17 protein-coding genes and 1 pseudogene are annotated in these 25,694 nt (G+C 62.1%); 4 read left to right on the top strand and 14 right to left on the bottom strand.

The features are described 5' to 3' along the window. Position 1: 1 nt before the first annotated feature. From astB to KZX66_RS21965, 5 genes are all read right to left on the bottom strand, one after another. Positions 2-1,348, bottom strand: coding sequence for an N-succinylarginine dihydrolase (gene astB / locus KZX66_RS21985; protein ID WP_248083369.1), 1,347 nt, complete (start codon positions 1,346-1,348; stop codon positions 2-4). 45 nt (positions 1,349-1,393) lie between these two features. Continuing rightward, positions 1,394-2,863, bottom strand: coding sequence for a succinylglutamate-semialdehyde dehydrogenase (gene astD, locus KZX66_RS21980; protein WP_248083434.1), 1,470 nt, complete (start codon positions 2,861-2,863; stop codon positions 1,394-1,396). Beyond that, positions 2,860-3,885 carry an arginine N-succinyltransferase gene (gene astA / locus KZX66_RS21975; RefSeq protein ID WP_248083368.1) on the bottom strand — a complete coding sequence of 342 codons (1,026 nt, stop codon included), beginning with the start codon at positions 3,883-3,885 and terminating at the stop codon, positions 2,860-2,862. The genes astD and astA overlap by 4 nt, the downstream gene beginning before the upstream one ends. Positions 3,886-3,935: 50 nt before the next feature. Then, complete coding sequence (gene aruF, locus KZX66_RS21970; RefSeq protein ID WP_005790628.1) at positions 3,936-4,955, bottom strand: arginine/ornithine succinyltransferase subunit alpha; 1,020 nt, start codon at positions 4,953-4,955, stop codon at positions 3,936-3,938. 137 nt (positions 4,956-5,092) lie between these two features. Then, positions 5,093-6,313, bottom strand: coding sequence for an aspartate aminotransferase family protein (locus KZX66_RS21965; RefSeq protein ID WP_248083367.1), 1,221 nt, complete (start codon positions 6,311-6,313; stop codon positions 5,093-5,095). A 300-nt stretch (positions 6,314-6,613) separates the two neighbouring features. Here KZX66_RS21965 and KZX66_RS21960 point away from each other — a divergent pair, with 300 nt between their 5' ends. Continuing rightward, positions 6,614-11,653 (top strand): DUF6543 domain-containing protein, encoded by a 5,040-nt coding sequence (locus tag KZX66_RS21960; RefSeq protein WP_248083366.1) that lies wholly within the window; start codon positions 6,614-6,616, stop codon positions 11,651-11,653. 8 nt (positions 11,654-11,661) lie between these two features. On the opposite strand, the gene KZX66_RS21955 is transcribed toward KZX66_RS21960, so the two are convergent. From KZX66_RS21955 to acs, 7 genes are all read right to left on the bottom strand, one after another. Next, positions 11,662-12,642 carry a GlxA family transcriptional regulator gene (locus tag KZX66_RS21955; protein WP_248083365.1) on the bottom strand — a complete coding sequence of 327 codons (981 nt, stop codon included), beginning with the start codon at positions 12,640-12,642 and terminating at the stop codon, positions 11,662-11,664. 177 nt (positions 12,643-12,819) lie between these two features. Continuing rightward, complete coding sequence (locus tag KZX66_RS21950; protein ID WP_003175659.1) at positions 12,820-13,584, bottom strand: ATP-binding cassette domain-containing protein; 765 nt, start codon at positions 13,582-13,584, stop codon at positions 12,820-12,822. Between the two features lie 27 nt (positions 13,585-13,611). Continuing rightward, positions 13,612-14,724 carry a succinylglutamate desuccinylase/aspartoacylase family protein gene (locus tag KZX66_RS21945; RefSeq protein WP_248083364.1) on the bottom strand — a complete coding sequence of 371 codons (1,113 nt, stop codon included), beginning with the start codon at positions 14,722-14,724 and terminating at the stop codon, positions 13,612-13,614. Between the two features lies 1 nt (position 14,725). After that, positions 14,726-15,424, bottom strand: a complete 699-nt coding sequence (locus tag KZX66_RS21940; RefSeq protein ID WP_248083363.1) for an ABC transporter permease — start codon at positions 15,422-15,424, stop codon at positions 14,726-14,728. Beyond that, positions 15,421-16,110 carry an ABC transporter permease gene (locus KZX66_RS21935; RefSeq protein WP_010208305.1) on the bottom strand — a complete coding sequence of 230 codons (690 nt, stop codon included), beginning with the start codon at positions 16,108-16,110 and terminating at the stop codon, positions 15,421-15,423. The genes KZX66_RS21940 and KZX66_RS21935 overlap by 4 nt, the downstream gene beginning before the upstream one ends. A gap of 92 nt (positions 16,111-16,202) precedes the next feature. Then, positions 16,203-16,997 (bottom strand): ABC transporter substrate-binding protein, encoded by a 795-nt coding sequence (locus KZX66_RS21930; RefSeq protein WP_248083362.1) that lies wholly within the window; start codon positions 16,995-16,997, stop codon positions 16,203-16,205. 616 nt (positions 16,998-17,613) lie between these two features. Further along, entirely contained in the window at positions 17,614-19,569 is a 1,956-nt protein-coding gene (acs, locus tag KZX66_RS21925) for an acetate--CoA ligase (protein ID WP_248083361.1), read from the bottom strand. Between the two features lie 412 nt (positions 19,570-19,981). On the opposite strand from acs, the gene KZX66_RS21920 reads away from it, so the two are divergent. After that, complete coding sequence (locus tag KZX66_RS21920; RefSeq protein ID WP_248083360.1) at positions 19,982-20,251, top strand: DUF2790 domain-containing protein; 270 nt, start codon at positions 19,982-19,984, stop codon at positions 20,249-20,251. A 75-nt stretch (positions 20,252-20,326) separates the two neighbouring features. On the opposite strand, the gene KZX66_RS21915 is transcribed toward KZX66_RS21920, so the two are convergent. Next, positions 20,327-21,685 (bottom strand): MFS transporter, encoded by a 1,359-nt coding sequence (locus KZX66_RS21915; RefSeq protein WP_248083359.1) that lies wholly within the window; start codon positions 21,683-21,685, stop codon positions 20,327-20,329. Between the two features lie 201 nt (positions 21,686-21,886). Continuing rightward, positions 21,887-23,848: an aconitase family protein gene (locus tag KZX66_RS21910; protein ID WP_248083358.1), complete on the bottom strand. Its 1,962-nt coding sequence runs from the start codon at positions 23,846-23,848 to the stop codon at positions 21,887-21,889. 94 nt (positions 23,849-23,942) lie between these two features. Between KZX66_RS21910 and KZX66_RS21905 the strand changes: the two genes are divergently transcribed. Together KZX66_RS21905 and KZX66_RS21900 are read left to right on the top strand one after the other, a co-directional pair. Further along, the gene (locus KZX66_RS21905) at positions 23,943-24,866 is read left to right on the top strand and encodes a LysR family transcriptional regulator (RefSeq protein WP_248083357.1); all 924 of its coding nucleotides are present in this window, start codon (positions 23,943-23,945) and stop codon (positions 24,864-24,866) included. Positions 24,867-25,302: 436 nt separating this feature from the next. Next, a pseudogene (locus tag KZX66_RS21900) lies at positions 25,303-25,694 on the top strand (ribonucleotide-diphosphate reductase subunit beta); the annotation flags it as partial.

The raw sequence follows: 25,694 nt of genomic DNA, 5'->3' as shown, positions 1-25,694 counted from the left end.
GTTAATTGATCTGGAAAGGATAAACCGAGCCCAGTTTAAGGATTTGCGTCAGTTCATCCAGTGCCGTCCGGCACTCAAGCAGCAATTGCGGGTCAGCCAGGTCGGTTTCACGCAGGCTGTCGCGGTAGTGCTTGTCGACCCATCGGGTCAGCGTGTCGTACAACGGCGCGGTCATGATAACCCCTGGGTTCACCGCCGCCAGTTCCGTTTCGTTCAACGCCACACGCAAACGCAGGCACGCCGGGCCGCCGCCGTTCTGCATGCTTTGCTTGAGGTCGAACACCTTGACTTCGCGGATCAACCCACCGGAGGCAGTCAGCCCTTGTAGGTAGTGCCACACGCGCTCATTGGCGCGGCATTCTTCCGGCACGATCAGCAGCATCGAGCCGTCAGGACGGGTCAGCAACTGGCTGTTGAACAGGTAGGAGCGTACCGCGTCCTCGACACTGACCAGCGCCCGCGGCACGCACACCGATTGGAAGTTACCGCCCAACTTGCCCAACTTGCCTTGCAGCTCGGCGAGCATCTGGTCGGTATGGAGAAAGGCATCCTCGTGATAGAACAGCACTTCGCCGTTGCCCACCGCGATCACGTCGTTGTGGAACACACCGGCATCGATCACCGCCGGGTTTTGCTGGGCGTACACCACTCCGTCTCTCTTCAGGCCGTGCAGACGGGCCACCGCCTGGGAAGCTTCGAGGGTCTGGCGTGCCGGGTATTTCTGCGGCGCCGAATAACGCGGGTCGAAGGCGCTGCGACCGAACACGAAAAACTCCACGCCCGCCTCGCCATAGTCGCGGCAAAAACGCGTGTGGTTGGCGGCGCCCTCATCACCGAACTGCGCCACCGCCGGCAACGCGGCGTGGTGGGCGAAGTGCCTGGCGTCGGCAAACATCGCGCCGAGCACGCGGCTGGTGGTGGGGTGTTCGATGCTGCGGTGGTACTTGCAGTTGAGGTTGGCGGCGGTGAAGTGCACGCGACCGTCCGCGGTATCGGCGCTGGGGCTGACCGTGGCAGCGTTGGCCACCCACATGCTCGAGGCCGAGCAACTGGCGACCAGCAACGGCATGGCCTGCTTGGCGGCCTGCTCGATCACTTGCGCGTCGGTGCCACTGAAACCGAGGTTGCGCAAGGCCGCCACGTCGGGGCGTTCCTGGGGTGCGAGCACGCCTTGCACAAAGCCCATGTCCATCAGGGCTTTCATTTTTTGCAGGCCCTGCAACGCCGCCTCCCTTGGATTGGAATGCTGCTGGCTGTTGCTCTGGGACGCGACGTTGCCGAAGGACAAACCGCCGTAGTTATGGGTCGGCCCCACTAGACCGTCAAAATTGACTTCATAGGATTTCATCGGCGAGGCTCCACGAACATCTGTTTTTATAGGCATCAGTAGCTATCAGGACAACCGCACACCGGGGGTCAACGCAGCCGGCAATACCAGGCTCGGGGTTTCCAGCGAGGCCACCGGGTACGCGCAGTAATCTGCCGCGTAATACGCACTGGCGCGGTGGTTGCCCGAGGCCCCTACCCCACCAAACGGCGCGGTGCTGGCGGCGCCGGTCAGCTGTTTGTTCCAGTTGACGATGCCGGCGCGGCTTTCCAGCCAGAATTGCTGATAGCGCGCTTCGGAATCGGACAGCAAGCCGGCGGCCAGGCCGTACCGGGTGTTGTTGGCCTCGGCGATCGCCGCGGCGAAATCCGCGTAACGGATCACCTGCAACAGCGGGCCGAACAGTTCTTCATCCTCGCGCTCGGCTACGCCGGTCACGTCGATGATGCCGGGCGTGAGCAAGGCCGCCTGATCCCGGGGCTGGGTCATTTCCAGCAACGCGACAGCGCCATTGGCCAGCATCAATTCCTGGGCCTGCATCAAGGCTTTGGCCGCCGCCAGGGAAATCACCGAGCCCATGAACGGCGCTGGTTGTTGATCGAACGCACCCACTTCAAGCGTCGCGCTCACCGCCACCAGCCGCGCCAGCAACGCATCGCCCCAGGCGCCTTCCGGCACCAGCAGGCGACGGGCACAGGTGCAGCGCTGGCCGGCCGAGATAAACGCTGACTGGATAATGGTGTAGACCGCCGCGTCGACGTCGGCCACTTCGTCGACCACCAGCGGGTTGTTGCCACCCATCTCCAGGGCGAGAATTTTGTCCGGACGCCCGGAGAACTGCTGATGCAGATGGTTGCCGGTGCGACTGGAACCGGTGAAGAACAGACCGTCGATGCCCGCATTCGCCGCCAGCGCGATGCCGGTTTCCCGCGCGCCTTGCAGCAGGTTCAACACGCCCGCCGGCAAGCCGGCCTCGATCCAGCATTGCACGGTCAGCTCCGCGACTTTAGGGGTCAACTCGCTCGGTTTGAACAGCACCGTGTTACCCGCCAGCAAGGCCGGCACGATGTGCCCGTTGGGCAAATGCCCCGGAAAGTTGTAAGGGCCGAACACCGCCACCACACCGTGGGGTTTGTGGCGCAACACGGCGGTGGCGTCGCCCAGGGGGCCGCTCTTCTCGCCGGTGCGTTCACGGTAGCTTTGCACCGAGATCGCGATTTTGTTGGCCATGCTGGTGACTTCGGTGGCCGATTCCCACAGCGGCTTGCCGGTTTCCTCACCGATGCAGCGGGCGATTTCCTCGGCACGGTTCTTCAGCGCGGCGGCGAAGGCTTCGAGCACGCCGATGCGTTCTTCCAACGGCCGACTGGCCCACGCCGGAAACGACTGGCGCGCGGCCTGCACGGCCGATTCAACCTGCTCGGCGGTGGCGCCATTGCCCGCCCACAACACCTGCTGGGTCACGGGGTTGCGCGACTCAAACAGCTCACCCTGGCCAGCCAGCCAGCTACCTGCGATATACAGAGAATTCATTATTTCGACTCCCGAGCAGCGGACAACGGTACGGCGCGTACTTGATCACCCACCACCAATTGCAGACGTTTGGCGGTCTGTGGGTCGACCACCAGGGTGCCCGCGGCCAGACGGGCGGGGGCGGCGGTGATGCGGCAGTCTTCGCGCTTGCGGTTATGGATCAGGAACGGCGTGGCGTCGTCCCCCGGCGTACCGATGGCCAGCACCAGCGATTGGCTGTCGCGCACCGCACGGATCTTGCCGGTCTCACACTCCACCGCCGGGCCGGCGTCGAAGATATCGACATAGCCCTGATAGCTGAAGCCTTCACTCTTGAGCATGCTCAGCGCCGGCTCGGTGTCCGGGTGGACCTTGCCGATCACATTGCGCGCATCTTCGGAAAGAAAGCAGCTGTACAACGGAAACTTCGGCATCAGCTCGGCGATAAACGCTTTGTTGCCCACGCCGGTGAGGTAGTCGGCCTGGCTGAATTCCATCTTGAAGAAGTGCCGGCCCAGGCTTTCCCAGAACGGCGAACGCCCGGCATCGTTGGACACACCGCGCATCTCGGCGATGATTTTGTTGCCGAACAGCTGGGGAAATTCAGCGATAAACAGCAGGCGTGCCTTGGCCAGCATGCGGCCGTTAAGTCCGGTGCGGTAATCGGCGTGCAAAAACAACGAACACAACTCGGAATTACCGGTGAGGTCGTTGGCCAGAAACAGCGTCGGAATCTCGCGGTAGATATTCAGCTCCTGGGAGGCGCTGACGGTCAGGCCGACCCGGAAGTTGTACCACGGCTCACGCAGGCCGACGGCACCGGCGATGGCCGAAATACCCACCACGCGGCCTTCGTCGTTTTCCAGCACGAACAGGTAGTCGGCATCACCGCGCCCGGCCTCGCCGCGAAAGGTTTTCTCCGCCCAGCCCACGCGGTGGGTCAGACGCTCTTCGTTGGCCGGCAACGTGGTGAGGCCGGTGCCGGTGCTGCGCGCCAGATCAATCAGGGCCGGTAAATCGCTGCTGCGTACGGGACGAACGATCATGCTATCTCCTCGAACGGGCCGCTGTTGTCAGCCACCCGCGACACTCTGTTTTAGACCGCGACCAGGCGCACACTCGCGCCTTCGCCAACACCCAGGGCTTCGGCCGCGGCCAAGTCCAGGGTCACCGGTTTGCCGGGCGCGTAGTCCAGTTCCAGCATCACCGCGCGGTAATCCTGCAACTGGGCGTTGCTCACCAGGTACTGGCGGCCAACCCCCTTGACCATCTCGCCGATCTTCACCGGCACCACACGGCTCTGGGCGATGGAGCGAATGCCCGAGACCCGTGCGTGCAGCGTCGGGCCGCCGTCAAAGATGTCGATGTAGTGATCGGTCTCAAAGCCTTCGCGCATCAGGATGTCGAAGGTGATCTGCGCACGCGGGTGCACCTGGCCCATGGCTTCCTGGGCTTCGTCGGGCAACAGCGGCACGTAGATCGGGTAATGGGGCATCAGCTCGGCGAGGAAGGTGCGGCTTTTCAGCCCGCACAGGCGCTCGGCGGCGGCGTAGTTGAGGTCGAAGAAGTTGCGGCCGATAGCGTCCCAGAACGGCGAATCACCGTTCTCGTCGCTGTAGCCGACAATCTCGGTCACCACCGAATCGGCAAAGCGCTCGGGGTGGCTGGCGACAAACAACAGGCGGCCACGGGAATTGAGTTCCGACCACGGCGAACCGACCAACTCCGGCACCACATAGAAGCTGGTGAGCAGGCTGTTGCCGGTAAGGTCGTGGCACTGGGAAAGCACGTGGATCTTGTTGTGGATCTTCAGCTCGCGGGAGGCGTGCACAAAGGTCTCGTTGCGGAAACTGTAGAACGGTTCCGAGTAGCCGGCGGACGCGACGATGGCCGAGCAGCCGGCGAGCTTGCCGGTGTCGGTGTCTTCGAGCACGAAGAAATAGCTTTCTTCGCCGTTGAAACTCACCTCGGCCGCGAAGGACGCTTCGCTGGCGGCGATCTTGTCGCTCAGGCGTTCCACATCGTCCGGCAAGGAGGTGACACCAATCGGGCTGTCCGCAGCCAGACGCTGTACCTCGCCCAGATCAGCCATTTGCGCGGGGCGCATCACCAGCATGGTGTCACTCCTTAACTCGAAAAACCTACAGGAAAAAATGCCGGGCACAATCGCGAACCAGTGAGGCCTGGTGTGGGAGCGGGCCGGGCACAAAAATTTGGGCGCGATGCCCAATCACGTGAGCATCGCGCAGTCCATCAGCCTTGCGTCAGCGTTTTTACCGCACGCTCGAAACGATCCAGACCTTCGTTGATGTCCGCCTCGTCCACCACCAGGCTCGGGGCAAAACGCACCACGTCGGGGCCGGCTTGCAGGATCATCAGGTTTTCTTTTTCGGCCGCGTTGAACACGTCCTTGGCCTTGCCTTTGAAGGCGTCGCTCAGCACGCAACCGATCAGCAGGCCCATGCCGCGCACTTCGGTGAAGATGCCGTACTGTGTGCCGATCTGCTGCAAGCGTGCCTTGAACAGCTCGTGCCTGGCTTTCACACCGGCCAGCACCTCAGGGGTGTTGATCACGTCGATCACCGCTTCAGCCACCGCGCACGCCAGCGGGTTGCCGCCGTAGGTGGTGCCGTGGGTGCCGACCACCAAGTGCTTGGCCAGTGCTTCGGTGGTCAGCATCGCTGCAATCGGGAAGCCGCCGCCCAGGCTCTTGGCGCTGGTGAGGATGTCCGGCGTCACGCCGTAATGCTGGTAGGCGAACAGGTGGCCGCTGCGGCCCATGCCGGTTTGCACTTCGTCGAACACCAGCAGTGCGTCGTGGGCGTCGCACAGCTCGCGGGCACCTTGCAGGTAGGCCAGTTCGGCCGGCAATACGCCGCCTTCGCCCTGGACCGGTTCCAGCACCACCGCGCAGGTCTTGTCCGACACCGCCGCCTTGAGCGCCGCCAGGTCGTTATAAGGGACGTGGGTGATGCCGGTGATTTTAGGCCCGAAGCCGTCGGAGTACTTGGACTGGCCACCGACGTTGACGGTGAACAGGGTGCGACCGTGGAAGCTGTTCAGGGCGGCGATGATCTCGTACTTCTCGCTGCCGAAACGGTCGAACGCCACGCGACGGGCCAGCTTGAACGCGGCCTCGTTGGCTTCGGCGCCGGAGTTGCAGAAGAACACTCGCTCGGCAAACGTGGCGTCGATCAGCTTATGGGCCAGGCGCAGGGCCGGCTCATTGGTGAACACATTGGAGACGTGCCACAGCTTGTTGGCCTGTTCGGTCAACGCACCGACCAGCGCCGGGTGGGCATGGCCCAATACGTTGACCGCGATGCCGCCGGCAAAGTCGATCAGCTCGCGACCGGCCTGGTCCCATACGCGCGAACCTGCGCCACGCACGGGGATGAAGGCGGCAGGGGCGTAATTGGGCACCATGACCTGGTCGAAATCGGCACGTTGCACCGGGGCTTGCTCAACGGACATCGGAGTCTCCTGAAGAGGAACGCCCGCCTGGAACTGGCGGGCGATGCAGGGATTGTAAGGACAGTTTTCAGCGCGGCCTTGCCGCCAAGCGACAACTTCTTATAGCGCAAACCCGCGTTTTTGGCGGGTTTACGCCAATGCGACATATAGCGTCGCAATGGCGCAGTTTAAACGCAGTGCGGCCAGAGAGGCAGAGGCACACGCGGTTGATTTAGTCCCCAGGCACTAACTATCTGCGCCCCGAGGCGCCCTGCGGCTTGTTTTGATCTGCGTGACTCCACTCACCGAAGGATCAGCCCCATGGCGCCCCCCGTTATTCAACGTCTTACCCATGCCACCGCCGCCGCGCCTGTCGGCGTGCACGGCGCACTGCCCGACTGGCTGGGCAACGCCAGCGCAGCCAGGCGCCAGGCCCTGCGCGACACGCCCCCGCTGTTTGCCGATTGGCATACCCGTGCCAGCCGCCAACGGCAGATGCCGCTGCGGCTGGCGATAGCGGCAAGTTGGACCGCGCACAACCCCGTCGACAGGGCATTGGACACACTGCAAACCCCACAGCAATTTGCCGCGCCCCGGCTGCAGCAAGCGCTCCAACAGCGCTTTGGCATCGACGCCGACGTCCACACCACCTACCTGCGCCTGTACACGCGCCTGACCACGCCACTGCTGCCGCTGCCCACCGGTGGCGCAAGCGTGTGGACCGTGTCGCTGCTGGACGCGGTGCTGCACAACTTCGATGAGGCCGAAAGCGCACCGAACGCCTACGCGCCCGAGTCGACCTTCATCACCCAACCCTCCGCGAGCGGGCAGTTCACCTTGTTGCCGGCCCTTCGCCGTGTGCTGAGCATCGAACAGTTCGTGCGCCTGTGCCGCGAACTGGACATCGGCGCGCATTACCAGCGCTACCTCAAAGACTTTTTCGGCTTCAACGACGCTGCCGCCCAGGCCACCCTGCGCCGCAACGTCATCCACAGCCTCAAAGCCGAGGCCCACGCCAGCCTGCACCTGGCGCGCCTGAAAAAGCAGGTGAGCGACTCTGCATTCCATACACTCCAAGGCCAACTGCAAGGCCTCGACGGCATGCTGTTGCAGGGCCAACCGCTGCTCAGCCACGACTTGAGCCTGATGGGCGCACCACTGGCCGGTATCGTGCTGTTCGCCGCCGACCTGGAGCGGCACCACGATGCCGTGCCCGTCGTCGCGTACATCCCTGGCGACCCGCAGGCGCCGCTCGCGTATTACCCCAGCGGCACCGCGTTCATGCTCGACCTCACCGCCAAACTGCGCAGCGCCGACTACCAGACGTTCTTCAGCCGCTTCGTCAGACATGAGCACCGCGGCTACTTCTTTGCCGACCTCAACAACCGACTGTCACAGGTGGCCTGGCACAAACCGGTCGCCGGCGACCCGCGCCCGGCGTGGCGCGAGCGACCGGTGGCTGAACCCAACCTGCAGTTTTTCGCGAGCAAAATCAGCGGCGACCTGTACGAGCACCTGTATGAAACCAAGCTCAACACGCTGCTCAATGACGCGCGGGTGATCGCCGTCTCCACCGCAGATGCCGACAGCCAGGCACGCTGGCAGCGCTGGAACATTCTGCAAAAAGTCGCCAAGGCCATCCTGGAAGTCGCGGCTTTTATCGCCACCCCGTTCATTCCGCCGCTGGGCCTGCTGATGCTCGGCTATACCGCTTACCAACTGCTTGACGACGTCTTTGAGGGCATTGTCGATTGGGCTGAAGGGCTCAGACACCAAGCGTTTGCGCACCTGGTGTCGATACTTGAACAGATGGTTCAACTGGGCCTGTTCGCGGTCGGCGCACCGATTGCCGAACAGCTGCTGCGCCAGGCACTGCCCCCCCAACTGTGGGCATTTTTCGACAAGTTGACTCCGGTAACCGCCAGCGATGGCAAGACCCGCCTGTGGAAGCCCGACCTGCAACCCTACGCCCACACCGTCGAGCTGCCCGACACCTCTCGCGCCAACCGCGAAGGGCTGCACCCCCACCAGGGCAAACAGATCCTGCCCCTCGACGGCAGACATTTCGCCGTCGAGAAGGATGCCGGCAATGCCTTCCTGCAACACCCCACGCGCCCGCATGCCTACCGACCACGTCTGATGGGTAATGGCAAAGGCGCCTGGGTGAGCGAAGCCGAGCAGCCGTTGAGCTGGGACAGCACCACCCTGCTGCGCCGCCTCGGCCCGCTCGCCGATGGCCTCAGCCCTGCGCGTCTTGAGCAGGCCCGCCGCATCAGCGGCACCGACGACGCGGCATTGCGCAGCATGTACCTGCAGCGCCAGGCGCCGCCGCCACTGCTGAGCGACACCCTCAAGCGCGTCAAGCTCGATCAACAGTTGCAAGACTTCATCGACCAGATGAACAGTGACGACCCGCAGGTCTTTGGCAAAGCCGACGCCCAGACCCAACTCTGGCTGCTCAGCAACACCACACTCTGGCCCGACGCCAAGACCCTGCGCGTACTGGACGCCGAGGGCCAGACCCTGTGGGAACTGCCTGGCCGGGCAAACGCGGCCGTGGTGCAGGTGCACCAAGCGCAGCTGAAAAATGGCGACTTGCTGAAAACCCTGCTGGAAACCCTCGACGAACCCGAACGCAAAACCCTGCTCGAAGAACCCTTCGGCACGCCCGTCGCCCAGCCCCATGTGCGCGCGGCCAAGCTGCGCAAACGCCTGGCCGGCAAAGCCGAGGAAAAACGCTTCGCCCTGTTCGATTCGCGCTACCGCGCCCTGGAGCACACCGACAATCCGCGCCTGCAAAAAATCATCGACACCACCCCCGGCCTGCCCACCAGCGCGGCCGAAGAAGTCTTGCGCGAGGCCAGCGGCGAGGCGCTGCTGGAGATCGACCAGGGCAAAATGCCGCCGGCCGTGCTCGAACGTGCGCGCTGGGCGGCGCATCACGTGCGCATCAGCCGCGCATACGAGGGGTTGTATCTCGCTTCGGTGGACAGCAGCGACACCCACCGCCTCGCCCTGCACTCCCTGGAAAACCTGCCCGGCTGGTCGCCGCAGGTGCGTCTGGTGGTCACCGACTACACGCGCACCGGCCACGTGCGCGACGCCATCGGCGCCCTTCAAGCGCCGATTCAACGCACATTGGTGCGCACCGTCGACGGCGCGTACGTGCCGGAAGATCACAAGGGCACGCTGTTCGCAGCAACCGACTTCTACACCGCCGTGCTCCAGGCCCTGCCCGACGCGCAACGCGACGCACTGGGCATTCATATCGGCCAGGGGCCGTTACTGCGCCAGACCTTGCGCGCCCATCCCCTGCCACGGGACACCCTGGGCGAGCTGCTGGCCGAGGCGCCGTTACGCAAACCGACCTATGACCCGACACTGTTGCGCTTGCCAGGCGGCATGGAGGGATATGAGGCGACCCCCGGCCCCAGCGGGCAGCTGTCGCTGGAAGCGCGACTGCACGAGCTTTACCCCAGCCTGACCTCGAATGAAGTGACCGAGGCCCTGAACGCCCTGCGCAGCCATCCGGGATCGCCGCTGCAAACCCTGCAGACGCTGAAAAACGAGTTCCTGCAATTAGAGGCCGACCTGAACGCCTGGCATCACGACACCCCGCACACCTACCTGGACACGACCCTGGCGCTCAACCCCTCGGTGATCGAGGCACAGCGGCACAATCGCCTGCGCTGGAAACAGGAGCTGATTCGCGCCTGGCGCCATGAAACCGAAGAAGACAACTACTTCGCCAACCCGCACGACAACGGCTATCGCTTGCGCCTGAACCGCCCGATTTACGGCGACCTGCCGACGCTGCGAGCCAACTTCGAACACGTCTCCCGCCTGGACCTGAACAGCTACGTCTCGACCCGAGGCACCCAGGCCTTCCTCGCGCAATTCCCCAGACTGCGCAGCCTGACCGTCAGCGATATCGCCCTGCGCGCACTGCCCACCGAGGTCACCTCGATGGCCCGCTTGAATGAACTGACGCTGCGCAACTGCGCCATCAAGCTGACGGCCCAGACCCGTGAACACCTTGCCGGCCTGAATCAGCTGAAAAAACTCGACCTCTATGCCAACCCGCTGACCCTGGCGCCCAACCTTGAGAACATGGCCGACCTGCGCACGCTGAACCTGAGCCAGACCGAGATTTCGCAATTTCCCGACGGCCTGCTCGAGCGCTCGCACCTGACCCTCGCCGACCTCAGTGACAACCAGATCCAGACGCTGCCCGAGGCTCTGTTCAGCCTGCCCGCCGATCGCGCCGAAGCCTACGACATGTCCGGCAACCCGCTGTCGCGCGCCGCGCTGGAACGCGTCAAGTTCCACTGCCAGGACACCGGCGAACACCTGGGCGCAGATGCCGGTATCGAAGAGCGGCGTCGCGTGCATGAGCTCTATCCCACCTTCACCGACAAGCAGGCCAGCCGGTTTATTTTCAAGCTGCCCGGCGGCCTGGACGACGCAATGCCCGCCCTCACCCAACTCAAAGCCGACTACGAGCGCCTGCAAACCGACCTTGAACACTGGGCGGTAAATGCACCCGAGCACCATCCAATCACCAACGCGCCGTTGGAGCAGCAAGCGCGTGCGCAGCAACAGGTCACTCGCCGGGCCTTGAAAACGTTGCTTGAGGAGTGCTGGCGACGGGAAACCGCGCTGGATGAGGACCAAGAACCGCTGCGCGATGCCCATGAACTGATTTGCAGCGATCCGATCCTGGGGGATCTGCCGGTGCTCAATGTCGACTTCAACCATGTGTCCAGACTTGAGCTGCGGGGCGAGGAAACCACGACCCTGCCGGTCGGGTTTCTCGAGCGTTTCCCTCAACTCGAAACCCTGATGATTCACCGCTACGCCTTGCAGGACATTCCATTGGGGGTGTTCAGCCTGACCAAGCTCAAGAGCCTGATCCTGTCACGCAGCCACGTGCGCCTGACGCCGACCAGCGCCGACGCCCTCAGCGGCCTGGACACCCTTCAATACCTGGATTTGAGTGACAACCCGCTGGGCATCACGCCCGACGTCAGCCAGATGCCGCACCTGAGCGCCTTGATGCTGGAAAATAGCGGCCTGACCGAGGTGCCGCACGGCACTTTCAGTCGGCGCTCGCTCGCTCAACTGAACCTGAGCGATAACCTGATCACCGAGCTGCCCAGCGATATTCTTGAGGTGCCACCGGACCTGGCCGACGGTTTTGACCTCAACGGCAACCCGCTCACGCCCGCGACCATCGCCATGCTGCGCCCGTACTACCGGCGCACGGCGGTCGACTTCGGCGTGGTCGAGGTGTCGTTGGACGCGCAGATGAACCCAGGGCCGCCCCCGATGGATGTCTCCGAAGACGAGATGGAGCCATGACGGGCCGTTCAGCCGCGTTCGGACGGCACCGATGACAATTCGAAGGGGCTGCTGCTGCGCCGCTGGTTGCGGTCTTCACGCGGGGTGGCGCCGAAGAAATTGCGGTAGGCGCTGGAAAAGTGCGGCCCCGAGGAGAAGCCGCAGGACAGGCCGATCTGGATGATCGACTTGCTGGTTTGCATAAGCATCTGGCGGGCCTTGTTCAGGCGCAATTCCAGGTAGTACTGGCTGGGCACGCGGTTGAGGTATTGCTTGAAGATCCGTTCCAACTGTCGTCGCGATACGCAGACATGCTGGGCAATTTCGTCGGTGGTCAGCGGCTCTTCGATGTTGGCCTCCATCAACAGCACCGCCTGGGTCAGCTTTGGATGGCTGGAGCCCAGGCGGTTTTGCAGCGGGATGCGCTGGCGCTCGCCGCCTTCACGGATGCGTTCCACCACCAGTTCTTCGGATACCGCACCGGCCAGTTCAGCGCCATGGTCGCGGGCGAGCACCGCCAGCAGCAGGTCAAGTACCGACATGCCGCCGCAGGCGGTCAGGCGGTCACGATCCCAGTCGAACAAGTGGCTGGTGGCGATGACCTTGGGGAAACGCTCGGCAAAATCGTCCTGCCAGCGCCAGTGCACCGCGGCGCGGTAACCATCGAGCAGACCGAGTTGGGCCAAGGGATAGACCCCCGCCGACAAGCCACCGATCACACAACCGGCGCGCACCAATTGCTTGAGCGCAGTGCTCAGTTGCGAGCCGATCACCGTCGGCGGTTCGTCGGCAAGCAGGAACAGCTTCTGCAAGCCGTCGAGCTTGCCGGCCCAGGGTTCACCCGGCAATTGCCACGCGCCGTCGGTGGCAGGTTCAGCGAGCAGAAACGACAGTTCATACACCACGTCCGGATGCACCCGCTGAGCAACGCGCAAAGCCTCCTCAGCCAGCGCAAGCGTGAGTGCTTTTGTGCTGGGCCAAATCAGGAAACCAATTTTGTGGGCGGTCATGTGGGAGCTATCCGAAGCAAAGAACGGTAATGAAGACAGGGGCTAATGCTAGCCCGTAAACCAACACAAATCTCAAAACATCTGGATATCTGACTGGGGTGCCGGCTTTTTCTGGTCGGGGGCCGCCTCGCTGCCCGGCGCGGGGCAAGCCCGCTCGCAAAAAAAGCCCGCACAGGCTTATTTCAAGCTGCCGGACAAAAACTGCTGCAACCTTTCGGACTGAGGGTTCACCAGCACTTCACGCGGGTTGCCACGCTCTTCAACGATGCCTTTGTGCAAGAACACCAGTTGGTTGGAGACTTCACGGGCAAAGCCCATTTCGTGGGTCACCACCACCATGGTGCGGCCTTCCTGGGCCAGGTCCTGCATCACCTTGAGCACTTCGCCCACCAGCTCCGGGTCCAGCGCCGAGGTCGGTTCGTCGAACAGCATCACCTCCGGTTCCATGGCCAGGGCACGGGCGATCGCCACGCGCTGCTGCTCGCCGCCGGACATGTGGCCGGGGAACGCATCCTTACGATGGCCCACGCCGACTTTGGCCAGGTAGTGTTCGGCCTTTTCACGGGCTTCTTTTTTCGACACGCCCAACACGTGCACCGGGGCTTCCATCACGTTTTCAAGCGCGGTCATGTGCGACCACAGGTTGAAATGCTGGAACACCATGGACAGGCGCGAACGCATGCGTTGCAGCTGTTTGGGGTCGGCGGCCTTCAGCGCGCCGTCCTTGTTGGCCACCAGCTTGAGCTCTTCGTTATTGAGCAGGATCTTGCCGGCGTGGGGTTGCTCCAGCAGGTTGATGCAGCGCAAAAAGGTACTTTTGCCCGAACCGCTGGAACCGATGATGCTGATCACATCACCGGCCGCAGCGGCCAGGGACACGCCTTTGAGCACTTCATGACTGCCATAGCGTTTATGCAGGTCTTGGACTTCAAGCTTGTACATGCGGTCGGTTCTCACAAAAACAGGTGGTCAGTCGTTGAGCAAGCGCCCGTGTCGCAGCGCATCGCGCCCCGCCACCTTGGCCAGCCAGAAACCCGCTTGGGCATAACGCAGCCGTTCAACGGCAAACAACACCCCCGAGGTGCCCGCGCAGAGGATGCTCACGCGGTCGTCCAGGGGGTCAATCACTTCAAAAATCGCGTCGCCCTTCTCAACCCACTCGCCGGCTTTACGCAGGTAACTGATCACCCCGGCGTGGGGTGCGAACAACAACTCGGTGCCTTCGAACGGCATGCCTTCGCACGCTTCAAACTGCGGCGCCGGCCATTGGCCCTTGATCAGGCCCTGCTCGGCGAGGAACGCAAGGATGCCTTCGGCATGGAAAATCGCCTCATCGCGGCCGGTGTCGGCCTGACCGCCCAACTCGAGGGTCGTGGCCAGGCACGCCAATGGAATCTGTGCCTCGGGAAACAGCCGTGACAGGCGCAACCAGGGCAGCGAGCAGGCTTCGTCGAACGAGCTGCCGCCGGAATCTTCCGCCAGCAGGCCGACCTTCACATTCAAATGGGCCGACAGCGAACGCCACTGAGGCCAGTGCTGGGGCAGCGCGTACATGTGCAGCGCGGCTTCGGCGTCGCAGTGCAGGTCGAGGACGATATCCGCCGTGCAGGCGTGGCTCAGCAGGATGCGTTGCATGCCTTGCAGCTGGCTGCTCGGTGCGGGCAACCCAGTGAGCGCATCGCTCATGGCCTGGCGGATCATGCCCACGTTGGCGTGCGGATCATCGCCCAGCTTGCCTTGCAGCAGCGCCGCGACCGGCTCGCTCAACTCGACGAAATCGCGGTTGAAATTCTTGCCGCTGCCCACCTCGAAACGCCCCTGGTGGCTGCCTTGCAGCAACTGGCCCAGGCCCATCGGGTTGGCCACCGGCACCAGCTCGATCACCCCATTGAGGGCGCCTTGCTGTTCCAGTTCGGTCAGGCGTTTTTTCAGCTCCCAGGCGGCGCGCATGCCGGGCAGTTCATCGGCGTGCAGGCTGGCCTGGATGTAGGCCTTGCGCTCGCCACTGCCAAAGCGGAATACGCTCAGTTGACGCTCGCAGCCCAAGTGCCCCCAGGGCAGCAGATGATCGATACGTTCCATATCAATGCTTCCGTGGAGCCAGGTAGCTCAGCCAGCGGCGCTCGGCCAACTTGAACAGGCGCACCAGGATGAAGGTCAGGCACAGGTAGAACACGCCGGCGGTGATATAGGCTTCGAACGGCAGGTAGAACTGGGCATTGACCGTGCGCGCGGCACCGGTGATGTCGATCAGGGTGACGATGGACGCCAGGCTGGTGGTCTGCAGCATCATGATCACTTCGTTGCTGTACTGCGGCAGCGCACGACGCAAGGCCGACGGCAGCAGGATGCGGCGATACAGTTTATAGCGCGACATGCCCATGGCCTTGGCCGCTTCGATCTCGCCATTGGGCGTGGCCTTAAGGCTGCCGGCAATGATCTCGGCGGTGTAGGCGCTGGTGTTGATGGCAAAGGCCAGGCACGCACAGAAGGTGGCACTGGACAGCAGCGGCCACATGAAACTCTCGCGCACCGCCTCGAACTGCGCCAAGCCGTAGTAGATCAGGAACAACTGCACCAGCATCGGCGTGCCACGGATCACGTAGGTGTAGAGCCACGCCGCGCCGTTGACGAGCGGCTGCTTGGACACGCGCATCAAGCCCAGGGGCAGCGCGGCGAGCAGGCCGAAGAACAGCGAGATGGCGAGCAGTTTCAGGGTGGTCAGCAAGCCGCCAAGGTACAGCGGCATGGCCTCCCAAATGACGTTGTAGTCGAAGATCATAGATCAGCCGCCCTTACGCCTACCGAGTAGCGCTTCTCAAGATGACGCAGGGCCAGCAACGACACGCTGGTGATCACCAGGTACATCGCCGCCACTGCGAGGAAGAAGGTAAAAGGCTCGCGGGTGGCGTCTGCCGCCTGCTTGGCCTTGAACATCATGTCTTGCAGGCCCACCACCGAAATCAACGCGGTGGCCTTGGTGAGGACCAGCCAGTTGTTGGTGAACCCAGGGATCGCCAGCCGGATCATCTGCGGCACCATCACCCGGAAAAACACCTGGAAGCTGCTCATGCCATACGCAAGGCCGGCTTCGGCCTGGCCCTTGGGGATGGCCATGAAGGCGCCGCGGAAGGTTTCCGACAGGTAGGCGCCAAAGATGAAACCCAGGGTGCCGATACCGGCTGCCAGGGGGTTCAAGTCAATATAGTCGTCATAGCCGAGCATCGGCGCGACGCGGTTAAGCAGGTCCTGACCGCCGTAGAAAATCAGCAGGATCAGCACCAGGTCGGGGATCCCGCGGATCACCGTGGAGTACAAGTCACCCAGCCAGGCCAGCCAGCGCACCGGCGACAGGCGTAACGCGACCCCGATCAGACCCAGAACAATGGCCAGGGCCATGGACGACAAGGCGAGCTGAAGCGTCAACCATGCGCCATCGAGGATGACGGCCCCGTAGCCTTTCAACATGATTCAGGTCCTCGAAAAGGGGGATGAAAAAATGGCGCAAACTTCAGAGTGTTCTGTTGCTTGCGCCATTGTGGACTGACAGCTGCGAGTACTTACAAGGCGGCGGGTGTATCAGCGCCGTAAATATCGAAATTGAAGTACTTTTTCTCGATTTCCTTGTACTTGCCGTTGGCACGGATCGCCGCGATCGCTGCGTTGATGCGGTCCAGGTTTTCCTTGTCGCCTTTACGTACCGCGATGCCTACGCCGTCGCCGAAGTATTTGACGTCGGTGAACGCCGGGCCGGTGAACGCGTAGCCTTTACCGGCCGGGGTGTCGAGGAAGCCTTCCTGCAGCAGGGTGGCATCGGCCACGGTGCCGTCGAGGCGACCGGCTTCCACGTCCAGGTAGATTTCATTCTGCGAGCTGTAAGGCACCACGGTGACGCCTTTAGGCGCGAGGACTTCCTTGGCGAAACGGTCGTGGATCGAACCGCGCTGTACGCCGATCTTCTTGCCTTTGAGTTCGCTCAGGCTGTCGCTGACCGCTGTGCCTTCCTTCAACACCAGACGCGCGGGGGTCAGGTAGTAGCGGTTGGTGAAGTCCACGGATTTCTTGCGGTCTTCGGTGATGGACATGGACGACAGGATTGCGTCGATCTTGCGCACTTTGAGCGCAGGGATCAGGCCGTCGAACTCTTGCTCGACCCACGTACATTTGACCTTCATCTCTTCGCACAGGGCGTTGCCGATGTCGTAGTCAAAACCGACGATGCTGCCATCCGGCGCCTTGGAGGCAAATGGAGGGTAAGCCGCTTCGATACCAATTTTCAGGGGCTTGCCTTCAGCGAAGGCCTGCATGGACAGCACGGACAGCGCCAGGGCGCCCAACAGCACGAGTTTCTTCATCTTGGGACTCCATCGGTATAGGGCAAAACAGCAGTATGAGCCATGGCCCACGATGCGGCGAAGGTGAAACCGAATAGCGGCGCTGCGTCCTGCGCAGATTCAACGGTCTGCGACGACGAGCGAGTGATCGGCATTCTAACGACAGGCCGGAAGCCGATATTTCCTCAATGCGACAACAATTTACAGAAGCACCGAGAAAGCAGTTCCAGCTCATTGACAGCCTCCGAGTTTTATGCAGAGGCAAAAGACATTAAACCTGTAGATGCTGCAAATTGCGGGCCTATTATTCGCAAACCCTTCTAGCACGGCAAGTGTGGCGTTTAATCTAATTGGCGAGGGTGTCTAAAACGCGGTTTTTCGGGGCACGGACGTAGCGCTTTGCCTCATGTTTGGGCAGAGGGTTACACATTTGCGCCGCTCGGTAACAATCAGAAACCTCCTACGTGATAAACCGATATTTATTGGCCTACCGGGAGAAAGCAAATGCAGGTGGGGCTTACCCCTTGGCGCTAACCGGCTGTAGAGCCCTGTCACAGGAACTCCCCAGGGGTTTTGAGCGCATGAAAAAGCCCCACCCGGCTCACACCGAATGGGGCTTTGTCTGACCCGCTTCGCCTTAGGCGGCGTTCATGGTCTTGTGGGTTTCAATCAAATGCGCCACCACGCCCGGGTCGGCCAGGGTGGAGATATCGCCCAGCCCGTCGTATTCCGCCGTGGCGATCTTGCGCAGGATGCGACGCATGATTTTGCCCGAACGGGTTTTCGGCAAGCCCGGTGCCCACTGGATCACGTCCGGCGAAGCGATTGGACCGATCTCTTTGCGCACCCAGTTTTTCAGCTCCAGGCGCAGCGCTTCGTTGGGTTCTTCGCCATTTTTGAGGGTGACATACACGTAGATGCCCTGCCCCTTGATGTCGTGCGGCACACCCACCACCGCCGCTTCGGCGACTTTAGGGTGGGCCACCATGGCGCTTTCGATCTCGGCGGTGCCCATGCGGTGGCCGGACACGTTCAATACGTCATCCACACGCCCGGTGATCCACCAGTAGCCGTCTTCATCGCGACGGGCGCCGTCACCGGTGAAGTACATGCCACGGAACGTCTTGAAATAGGTGTCCACAAAACGATCATGGTCGCCGTACAGCGTACGGGCCTGGCCTGGCCACGAATCGAGGATCACCAGGTTGCCTTCGGCGGCGCCTTCGATGATGTTGCCCAGGTTGTCCACCAATGCCGGCACCACACCAAAGAACGGCCGCGCCGCCGAACCCGGCTTGAGCGCATGGGCGCCTGGCAGCGGGCTCATCAGGGTGGCGCCGGTTTCGGTTTGCCACCAGGTGTCGACGATCGGGCAACGGGATTGGCCGACGTTCTTGTAGTACCAGTCCCACGCTTCAGGGTTGATCGGCTCACCCACCGAACCGAGCAGGCGCAGGCTGCTGCCGTCCACGCCTTCGCAGGCGGCGGTGCCCGACGCCATCATGGCGCGGATCGCGGTCGGCGCGGTGTAGAGGATGTTGACCTTGTGCTTGTCGACGATCTTGCCCACCCGGGTAATGTCCGGGTAGTTCGGCACGCCTTCGAACAGCAGCGTGGTCGCGCCATTGGCCAGCGGGCCGTAGACGATGTAGGTGTGGCCGGTGACCCAGCCGACGTCGGCGGTGCACCAGTAGATTTCGCCCGGACGGTAGTCGAACACGCGCTCGTGGGTCAGCGCCGCGTACAGCAGGTAACCGCCGGTGGTGTGCTGCACGCCTTTAGGCTTGCCGGTGGAACCGGAGGTGTAGAGGATGAACAGGGCCTCTTCGGCGCCCATTTCTTTGGGCGCACATACGGTGCCCGCCACTTTCATCAGGTCTTCGTACCAGATGTCGCGGTGCTGGTTCCACTTGATCGTGCCATTGGTGCGTTTGCACACGATGACTTTCTGGATGCTGCTGGTTTCCGGGTTGGTCAGGGCGTCGTCGACGTTGGCCTTGAGCGGAATTTTCTTACCGGCGCGGATACCTTCGTCAGCGGTAATCACCACCTTCGACTTACAGTCAATGATGCGACCGGCCAGGGCCTCCGGCGAGAAACCACCGAACACCACGGAGTGGATCGCACCGATGCGGGTACAGGCCAGCATGGCGACCACGGCTTCGGGGATCATCGGCATGTAGATCGTCACCACGTCGCCGCGGTGCACGTCCTGGCCGCGCAGGGCGTTGGCGAACTTGCAGACTTCTTCATGCAGCTCGCGGTAGGTGATGGTGCGGCTCTCGGCAGGGTCATCGCCCTCCCAGATGATCGCCGCCTGATCGCCGCGCTCGGCGAGGTGACGGTCCAGGCAGTTATAGGAAACGTTCAGGGTGCCATCAGCGAACCATTTGATGTCGACATGGTGGTCATCGAAAGAGGTCTGCTTGACCGCGGTGAAAGGCTTGACCCAGTCAAGGCGCTTGGCTTGCTCACGCCAGAAACCATCGGGGTTGACCACCGACTGCTGGTACATGGCCTTGTAGGTCGCCTCATCGGTCAGCGTGTTGGCTGCTACTTCGGGGCGAACGGGGTACAGGGAAGCCGCACTCATCTTTCTTACCTCGGTGACATAGTTGTTGTTGTATGGCCCAGTTGTAGCCGGGGTGGGCCTATAGAACCATTCGACGATGGTAGTAACAAGACCCTACAAATTGCCCTGCTATCCCGCCCGCCCCTCTGGCCCGCGCCCTGCGCGGCTTTGCCCGCCTGCAAAAAAACCTCTGACACGGGATTGTTACAAAAACCGCCAATAGTGTTTATCAAAAGCACGGGTATATGAATATAACGCCCGGGCCTAGAATCAACTCCGCCCACCAAGGCACCGTGATTTACACGGCAGTGATTAACAACGTAACAGCCCCCACGAAGGCACCGTTAATCCAAACTTCCCAACTTTTAAGTTACACACGCGGCCTCATAAGGGCCCCGTGCCCCCTTTCGCCCTGAAGAAGGTAAGTAAAGAAATGAAAGCTCTCGTAGTTATGGCCCTCAGCAGCTTGTGCGCCACCGCCGCCCTGGCCGACGAAGCCCCGACCGAGCTGGCCGGCCAGAACGCCCCGATTGTGGAGGACTACACCTATAGCACTCACTTGGACGTCGCCAAAGTACTGTCCATGAGCACCGTACCCGAAGTATGCGAAGTTGTACCGGTGAAGATGGAATATGAAGATTCCCAGGGCAAACGTCACATTCTTAATTATCACGTCATGGGCAATGGTTGCTCTAACGGGTAATAACGTCCCCGTGCAAGTTGCCCCTGAAGTTGTTCGCCGCAAGAAATCGTTCTTGCGGCAAAGTCCCAGTCTCTGTTATCGGCCCTGCCTCGCGGCTTTCATAAAATGCCGAGCAGGCTTGCCGGTGGTTCGATCATCCGGCAACCCCCAGTACACCAGACCTGCGCATAACAGGCAGAACGGCGCCAACGCCAACATGCCCAGGTACGTATTGCCGCTTACATCGTTGATGTAGCCCACCAGCAACGGCGCCACCATCCCACTGAGCTGCCCCACCGTGTTCACGGCGGCAATCCCCCCGGCGATAGCAATGCCGGTGAATGCCTGCTGGGGAATCGTCCAGAAAATCGGGATGGCAATGAACACACCGGCCGTGGCCAGTACCAGGAACGAGGTCAGCAGCACGTAGTGCTCGTTGAAGTAGCACGCGGCGAAATAGCCCACGCCACCCACAGACATGCACAGCCACAGGTACTTGCGCCGCTCACCGGTGGCGTCGGAACGCCGCGTGACGATGATCATGCCGATGGCCGCGACCAGATAAGGCAGCGCGGTCAGGAACCCCACCGTTACCTGGCTTTTTATCCCCGAGGCGCTGATCAGGTGAGGCATCCAGAAATTGAGCCCGTACCCGGTGAGCTTGATCATGAAATAGATCACCGACAGCACGGCCACCTGCCGCGTAAAGATCACCTTGAGCAACGACGCCTGGATCGGCCTGAACTGCTTCTTATCGTTATCCAGGTTGCGCTGGAGCAAGTCCTTTTCATCCTGACTCAGCCACCGCGCCGACTGAATATCCCGGTCGAGCCGGAACAGCACCACCACCCCGAGGACACTGCACGGCAGCCCGGACAGGATGAACAACCAATGCCAGCCCGCCAGCCCGAGAAAACCGTTCATGTACTCGAGGATGATGCCCGACACCGGCGCACCCAGCACACCGGCCAGTGGGATCGACAGAAACCAGATGCCATTCATGCTTGCCAGGTTCTTTTTCGGAAACCAGCAGGCCAGATAGAACAACAGCGCCGGACCAAACCCGGCCTCCATCACGCCGATCAGAAAGCGCAGGAAGTACAAGGTGTATTCGTTGTAGGCAAACACCAGCGCCCCCGTCGCCAAGCCCCACGACACCATGATGCGACAGATCCAGCTGGGCGCCCCATAGCGCTTGAGCCCGTAACTGCTCGGCACTTCGAACAGCACATACCCAAAGAAAAAAATGCTCGCGGCGAACCCGTACGCCGCATCCGACAGGCCCAGGTCCGCCTGCATCTGGGTCTTGGCGAAGCTGATATTGATCCGGTCAAAATAGGAAAACAGAAAACACACAATTGTCAGCGGCAAAATCCGCCAGGCGATGCGTCGGTAGAGCAACAGTTCATCGATCCCGGCAGGGTTCAGGGCAGTGCTTGGCGTTGCAGTCGTCATGGTATGTCTCCGTCATTATTGTTGTTGGAGAGTGTTAATTTCCGGCCACGCACGGCAGCCGGCTGGAACGTCAGCAAGCCGGTCACGGACAGCTCAGCTCACCCACACGATAAGGGCCGCAACGCGAAGCGGCTCGGCCACACCGCCATTGCAAGCATGGCTTCGTGCCGGTCACAGAGATCGGCCGTCGAAAAGCCCATCTCAACGCACCTCCTCTGTGCACGCTAGCCGGCGTAATTCGTCAAAACTGCCGAGACGCCCAAGGAACGCACTGGCCGCCACGGTGTAGGGGTTGGCAAGCCACACCTGGCCTGGCCCGGAGCGACCAGGAAAATTGCGGTTGATCGCGCTCACGGTCACCTGGTCTGCACGCGTGGAAGACCCCGGACCGCAGTTCGCGCAAGCGCCGCAGCCGGGCATGATCATCTCGACGCCCAGGCGCTCGAAGGTGGTCACGTAGCCCTGCTCGACGCAGTAGTCGCGCACCGCCAACGTGCCATATTGCAGGAAGAGCCGGGTGCGCTCATGCAGCGACAATCCATGTGCCAGGCCCCAGGCCAGAACCTCGTGGTAATAGTCAAAGTCCTCGCGCTTGCCCGCGGTACAGGAGCCGCCGTAGGCAATGTCGACGAATACAGGCCTCTCGAGCGTGGCAAGGGCTACGGCGTTTCCCGGATCGCCGGGCGCAGCGACCATCGGCGTCAGGCGCGAGCAGTCGATGCCCAGCCGCACTTTGTATTCGGCCTGCGCATCACTGAATAACCAGGGCTCCAGCTCAATGGCCACGGCGCGGCGTTCAAGAATGAAATCGACGGTTTTCTGGTCGGGCTCCACGATGCCAGTGAACCCGCCCAGCTCCGCCACCATATTGGTCAAGGTGGCTCGCTCATCAATGGACATGGCGCGCACCGCTTCGCCGGTGTATTCGAACACTGCGCCAATCCCATGGCCCTGACGGATGAACGTCGAGCCCAGCAACTCAAGCACCACGTCCTTGGCGGTTACCCCAGGCGCAAGTCGGCCATTGAGCTCGACACGGATAACCTCGGGCATCCGACAGCGGATGTAACCGGTGGCCCAGCTGTTGGCGATGTCCGTGGCGCCGGCCCCAAAGGCCAGGCAGCCCAGCGCACCGGAGTGCGGGGAATGCGAGTCGGTGCCCACGACGACTTGGCCGGGCAGCGCGTACTGCTCGGTCATCAACGCGTGGCAGATGCCCTCCGAGCCAGGGCCGTCACGCAATGCACCGTGCTCGATCACCGGGTAGCGCCGCACAAAGGCGTCATGGGCGCAGGCCAACCCACCTACCGCAGCGAGCAGGTTGTCACGCACATGGGCCGCACTCTGGCTGGCCAGGATAAGGTGGTCTTGAAAGGCAATAATTTCATCGGGACGCACCAGCGCCACGTCGTCACCAAAGGCGTCGTGCATCAGGTGCGCACACATCCCGGTGAAGTAATCGTGGCTGAACCGCCAGTCCGCCGAGATAAACACGCCATCACCTTTGACCACCGCATTAACAGGCTCCAGACGTCGGCGCTCGATGATCTTTTCGATCAGCGTCAGGGGCCGGCCGCTCGGGAGGCGGTTGAACACTTTGGCATCACACGGGGGCAACCGGGTCTTGCTGAACGGCAACAGACCGCCTGCGCGGATCACCGCCTGCGTCACCGCATCGCGCCCGATGAGGAACTCTTCTATATCGATGGCTTCACCGGCGCGGATACGCTCGATCAAACCGAAATCAGTCGAGGTATAAATCCCGATGTTGTCGCAGTTCTGGCGATAGATGCGCTCGAAACTCTCGGCAATGATCAACCGGATACCGGCGGACTTTTCCGCCAGCGGGCTGGACTCGCGCGAAGAACCCTTGCCATAGCGCTTGCCCGCCACCGTGACCGCGAACCCGCCCGCCTGAACCGCGAAGTTGCCGATCGGGCAGACGCCTTCGGCCTTGAACCCCACATAGGGGAACTCACCCAGCCGCGCGTCGTAGGTCATCATGACCACCACAGGCGTGATTTCGTCGGTGGAAATATCATCACGCAGCGGCAGCGCATCGGCCAGCGTGATGTCGCGCCCCTGTAGCTGGGCACGAACAGCTTCGCTGTGGCGGGATAAAAATAGGACGCGTCCTTCAAAGCGCAGGGGTGTTTTAGTCATAGGCCCTCTCCTGTCTGAGAGCGATACTAACCAGCGACCTGTTTAACGGTAGTGATCATTGCTCAGCACACCCATCACCAAATAGCGGTGCTCCATGCAATCAATCTGGCGATTTGACCCCACTTCCCTGAAGCTCTTCATAGCTGCCTGCGAACTGGGCAGCATCGCCCGCGCCGCCGACAAGGAAAACATGGTGGCCTCGGCGGTGAGCAAACGCATTGCCGAACTCGAAGACGCCGTGGGCACTGCGTTGTTCTATCGCCATAAAAAAGGCATCACCGCCACGCCCGCCGGCCAGTGCCTGCTGAAGCACGCCACACGGGTGGTCGATGATTTGTTGCAGATGAGCGCGCAACTGTCCGACTTCGCCCAGGGACAACGCGGACATATAAGGATCGGCGCGAATCGCTCCAGCATCATCCAGTTCCTGCCCCATGACCTTCGCGCCTTCCGCACGGCGCACCCGGCTATCGAAATAGAGCTTGAGGAACAAACCAGCGAAGAAGCCGTGGCGTCGGTGCTCGGCAATCGAAATGACGTGGGCATCGGCACCGGCCTGCTCGACGCCGCAGCGCAAGGCCTGGAAGTGCATGATTACCACGCGGATGAATTGGTGCTGGTGGTGCCGATGGGCCACCCACTGTCGCGGCACCGCGTTATCGCCTTTTGCGACAGCCTGTCGTTCAGCCATATCGCGCTGCACAAGGACAGCCCGCTGTATCGCACGCTGGAGCAGGCCGCCCGCAACGGCAGCCAGGCGATCAACTACGAGGTGCATGTTAAAAGCTTCGACGCGGTGTGCCGGATGGTCCAGGCCAACCTGGGCATCGCCGTCATCCCGAGAAAAGCGGTCAGCCACGCCGATGGGCCCGGTCTGGTCAGCATCCGCCTGAGTGACAACTGGGCGTCCCGGCGTTTTCACCTCATCAGCCGGCCGACGCCCTACCAGTCGGCGGCGTGCCGAAGCCTGCTGCAGTTTCTGCGCGCTCAGTTACCCGGCCAGGGGCACGCCGATTGATCGACTGGCAGCGCAGGCACCGGGGCCGGGCAAAGGCCTGCTGACATTCGGCCACCGTCCGTCAAAAAATTCCTGCCCGCCAACCCCTGTAAACCCTCGTTGCGGCTCAAAAAGCCGTGATTTTGTGTGCGCGCCGAGACCATCCGCCGCAACACAGCGGCGATTTTTTCCCTATAATGCGCGGGTAAATCGGGCCTGCAATATCCCTTTACACAGGGACGAAGAGCCAGACCTGAGGCCTCCGCTGGAGCAAACACGCACCGCTCCGCACCTCAAGCCTCACGCAGAGTACCCGTAACCCCATTGCGTTTAATGCCTGCGCTAGCTGCTGCAACAAACGATTCCTTAAGATCCACCGCGGCCCTGGGCCGTGTGAACACCCAACCATCCGGTTTCACACGGGCACCTTGAGCCCTCACGCAGGAGACGACACGTCATGCTGAGCTGGGACGAATTCGACAAAGAAGAAGAAGGCGAAGTAGCCGCTAAAGGCGCCAACGCCGGCCACGCCACCGAAGCCAACATGGACCGCCTCGACGGTGCCGGCGCCGCTGCCGCCATTGAAGCCCGCGCCGTCACCGCCAACGACTCGGCCGCCATCGTGCGCGCCAAGGCCGCCCTGGACAAACTCGACGTCGCCGAAGGCCTCGCCGAACTCGAAGGCGCCTCCGCCCGTGTCGCCGTCGACGAAAAGCGCATGATCAACTGCCGCGCCGACCTCAACCAGCTCGTACCCTTCAAGTACGACTGGGCCTGGCAGAAGTACCTCGACGGCTGCGCCAACCACTGGATGCCGCAAGAGGTCAACATGACCGCCGACATCGCCCT

Origin of the sequence: Pseudomonas sp. EYE_354, from assembly GCF_023148575.1 — a bacterium.
In the GTDB taxonomy this organism is placed as follows: Bacteria; Pseudomonadota; Gammaproteobacteria; order Pseudomonadales; family Pseudomonadaceae; genus Aquipseudomonas.
The sequence above is the reverse complement of the archived record's forward strand: the minus strand, read 5'-3'. Positions and strand labels throughout refer to the sequence as shown.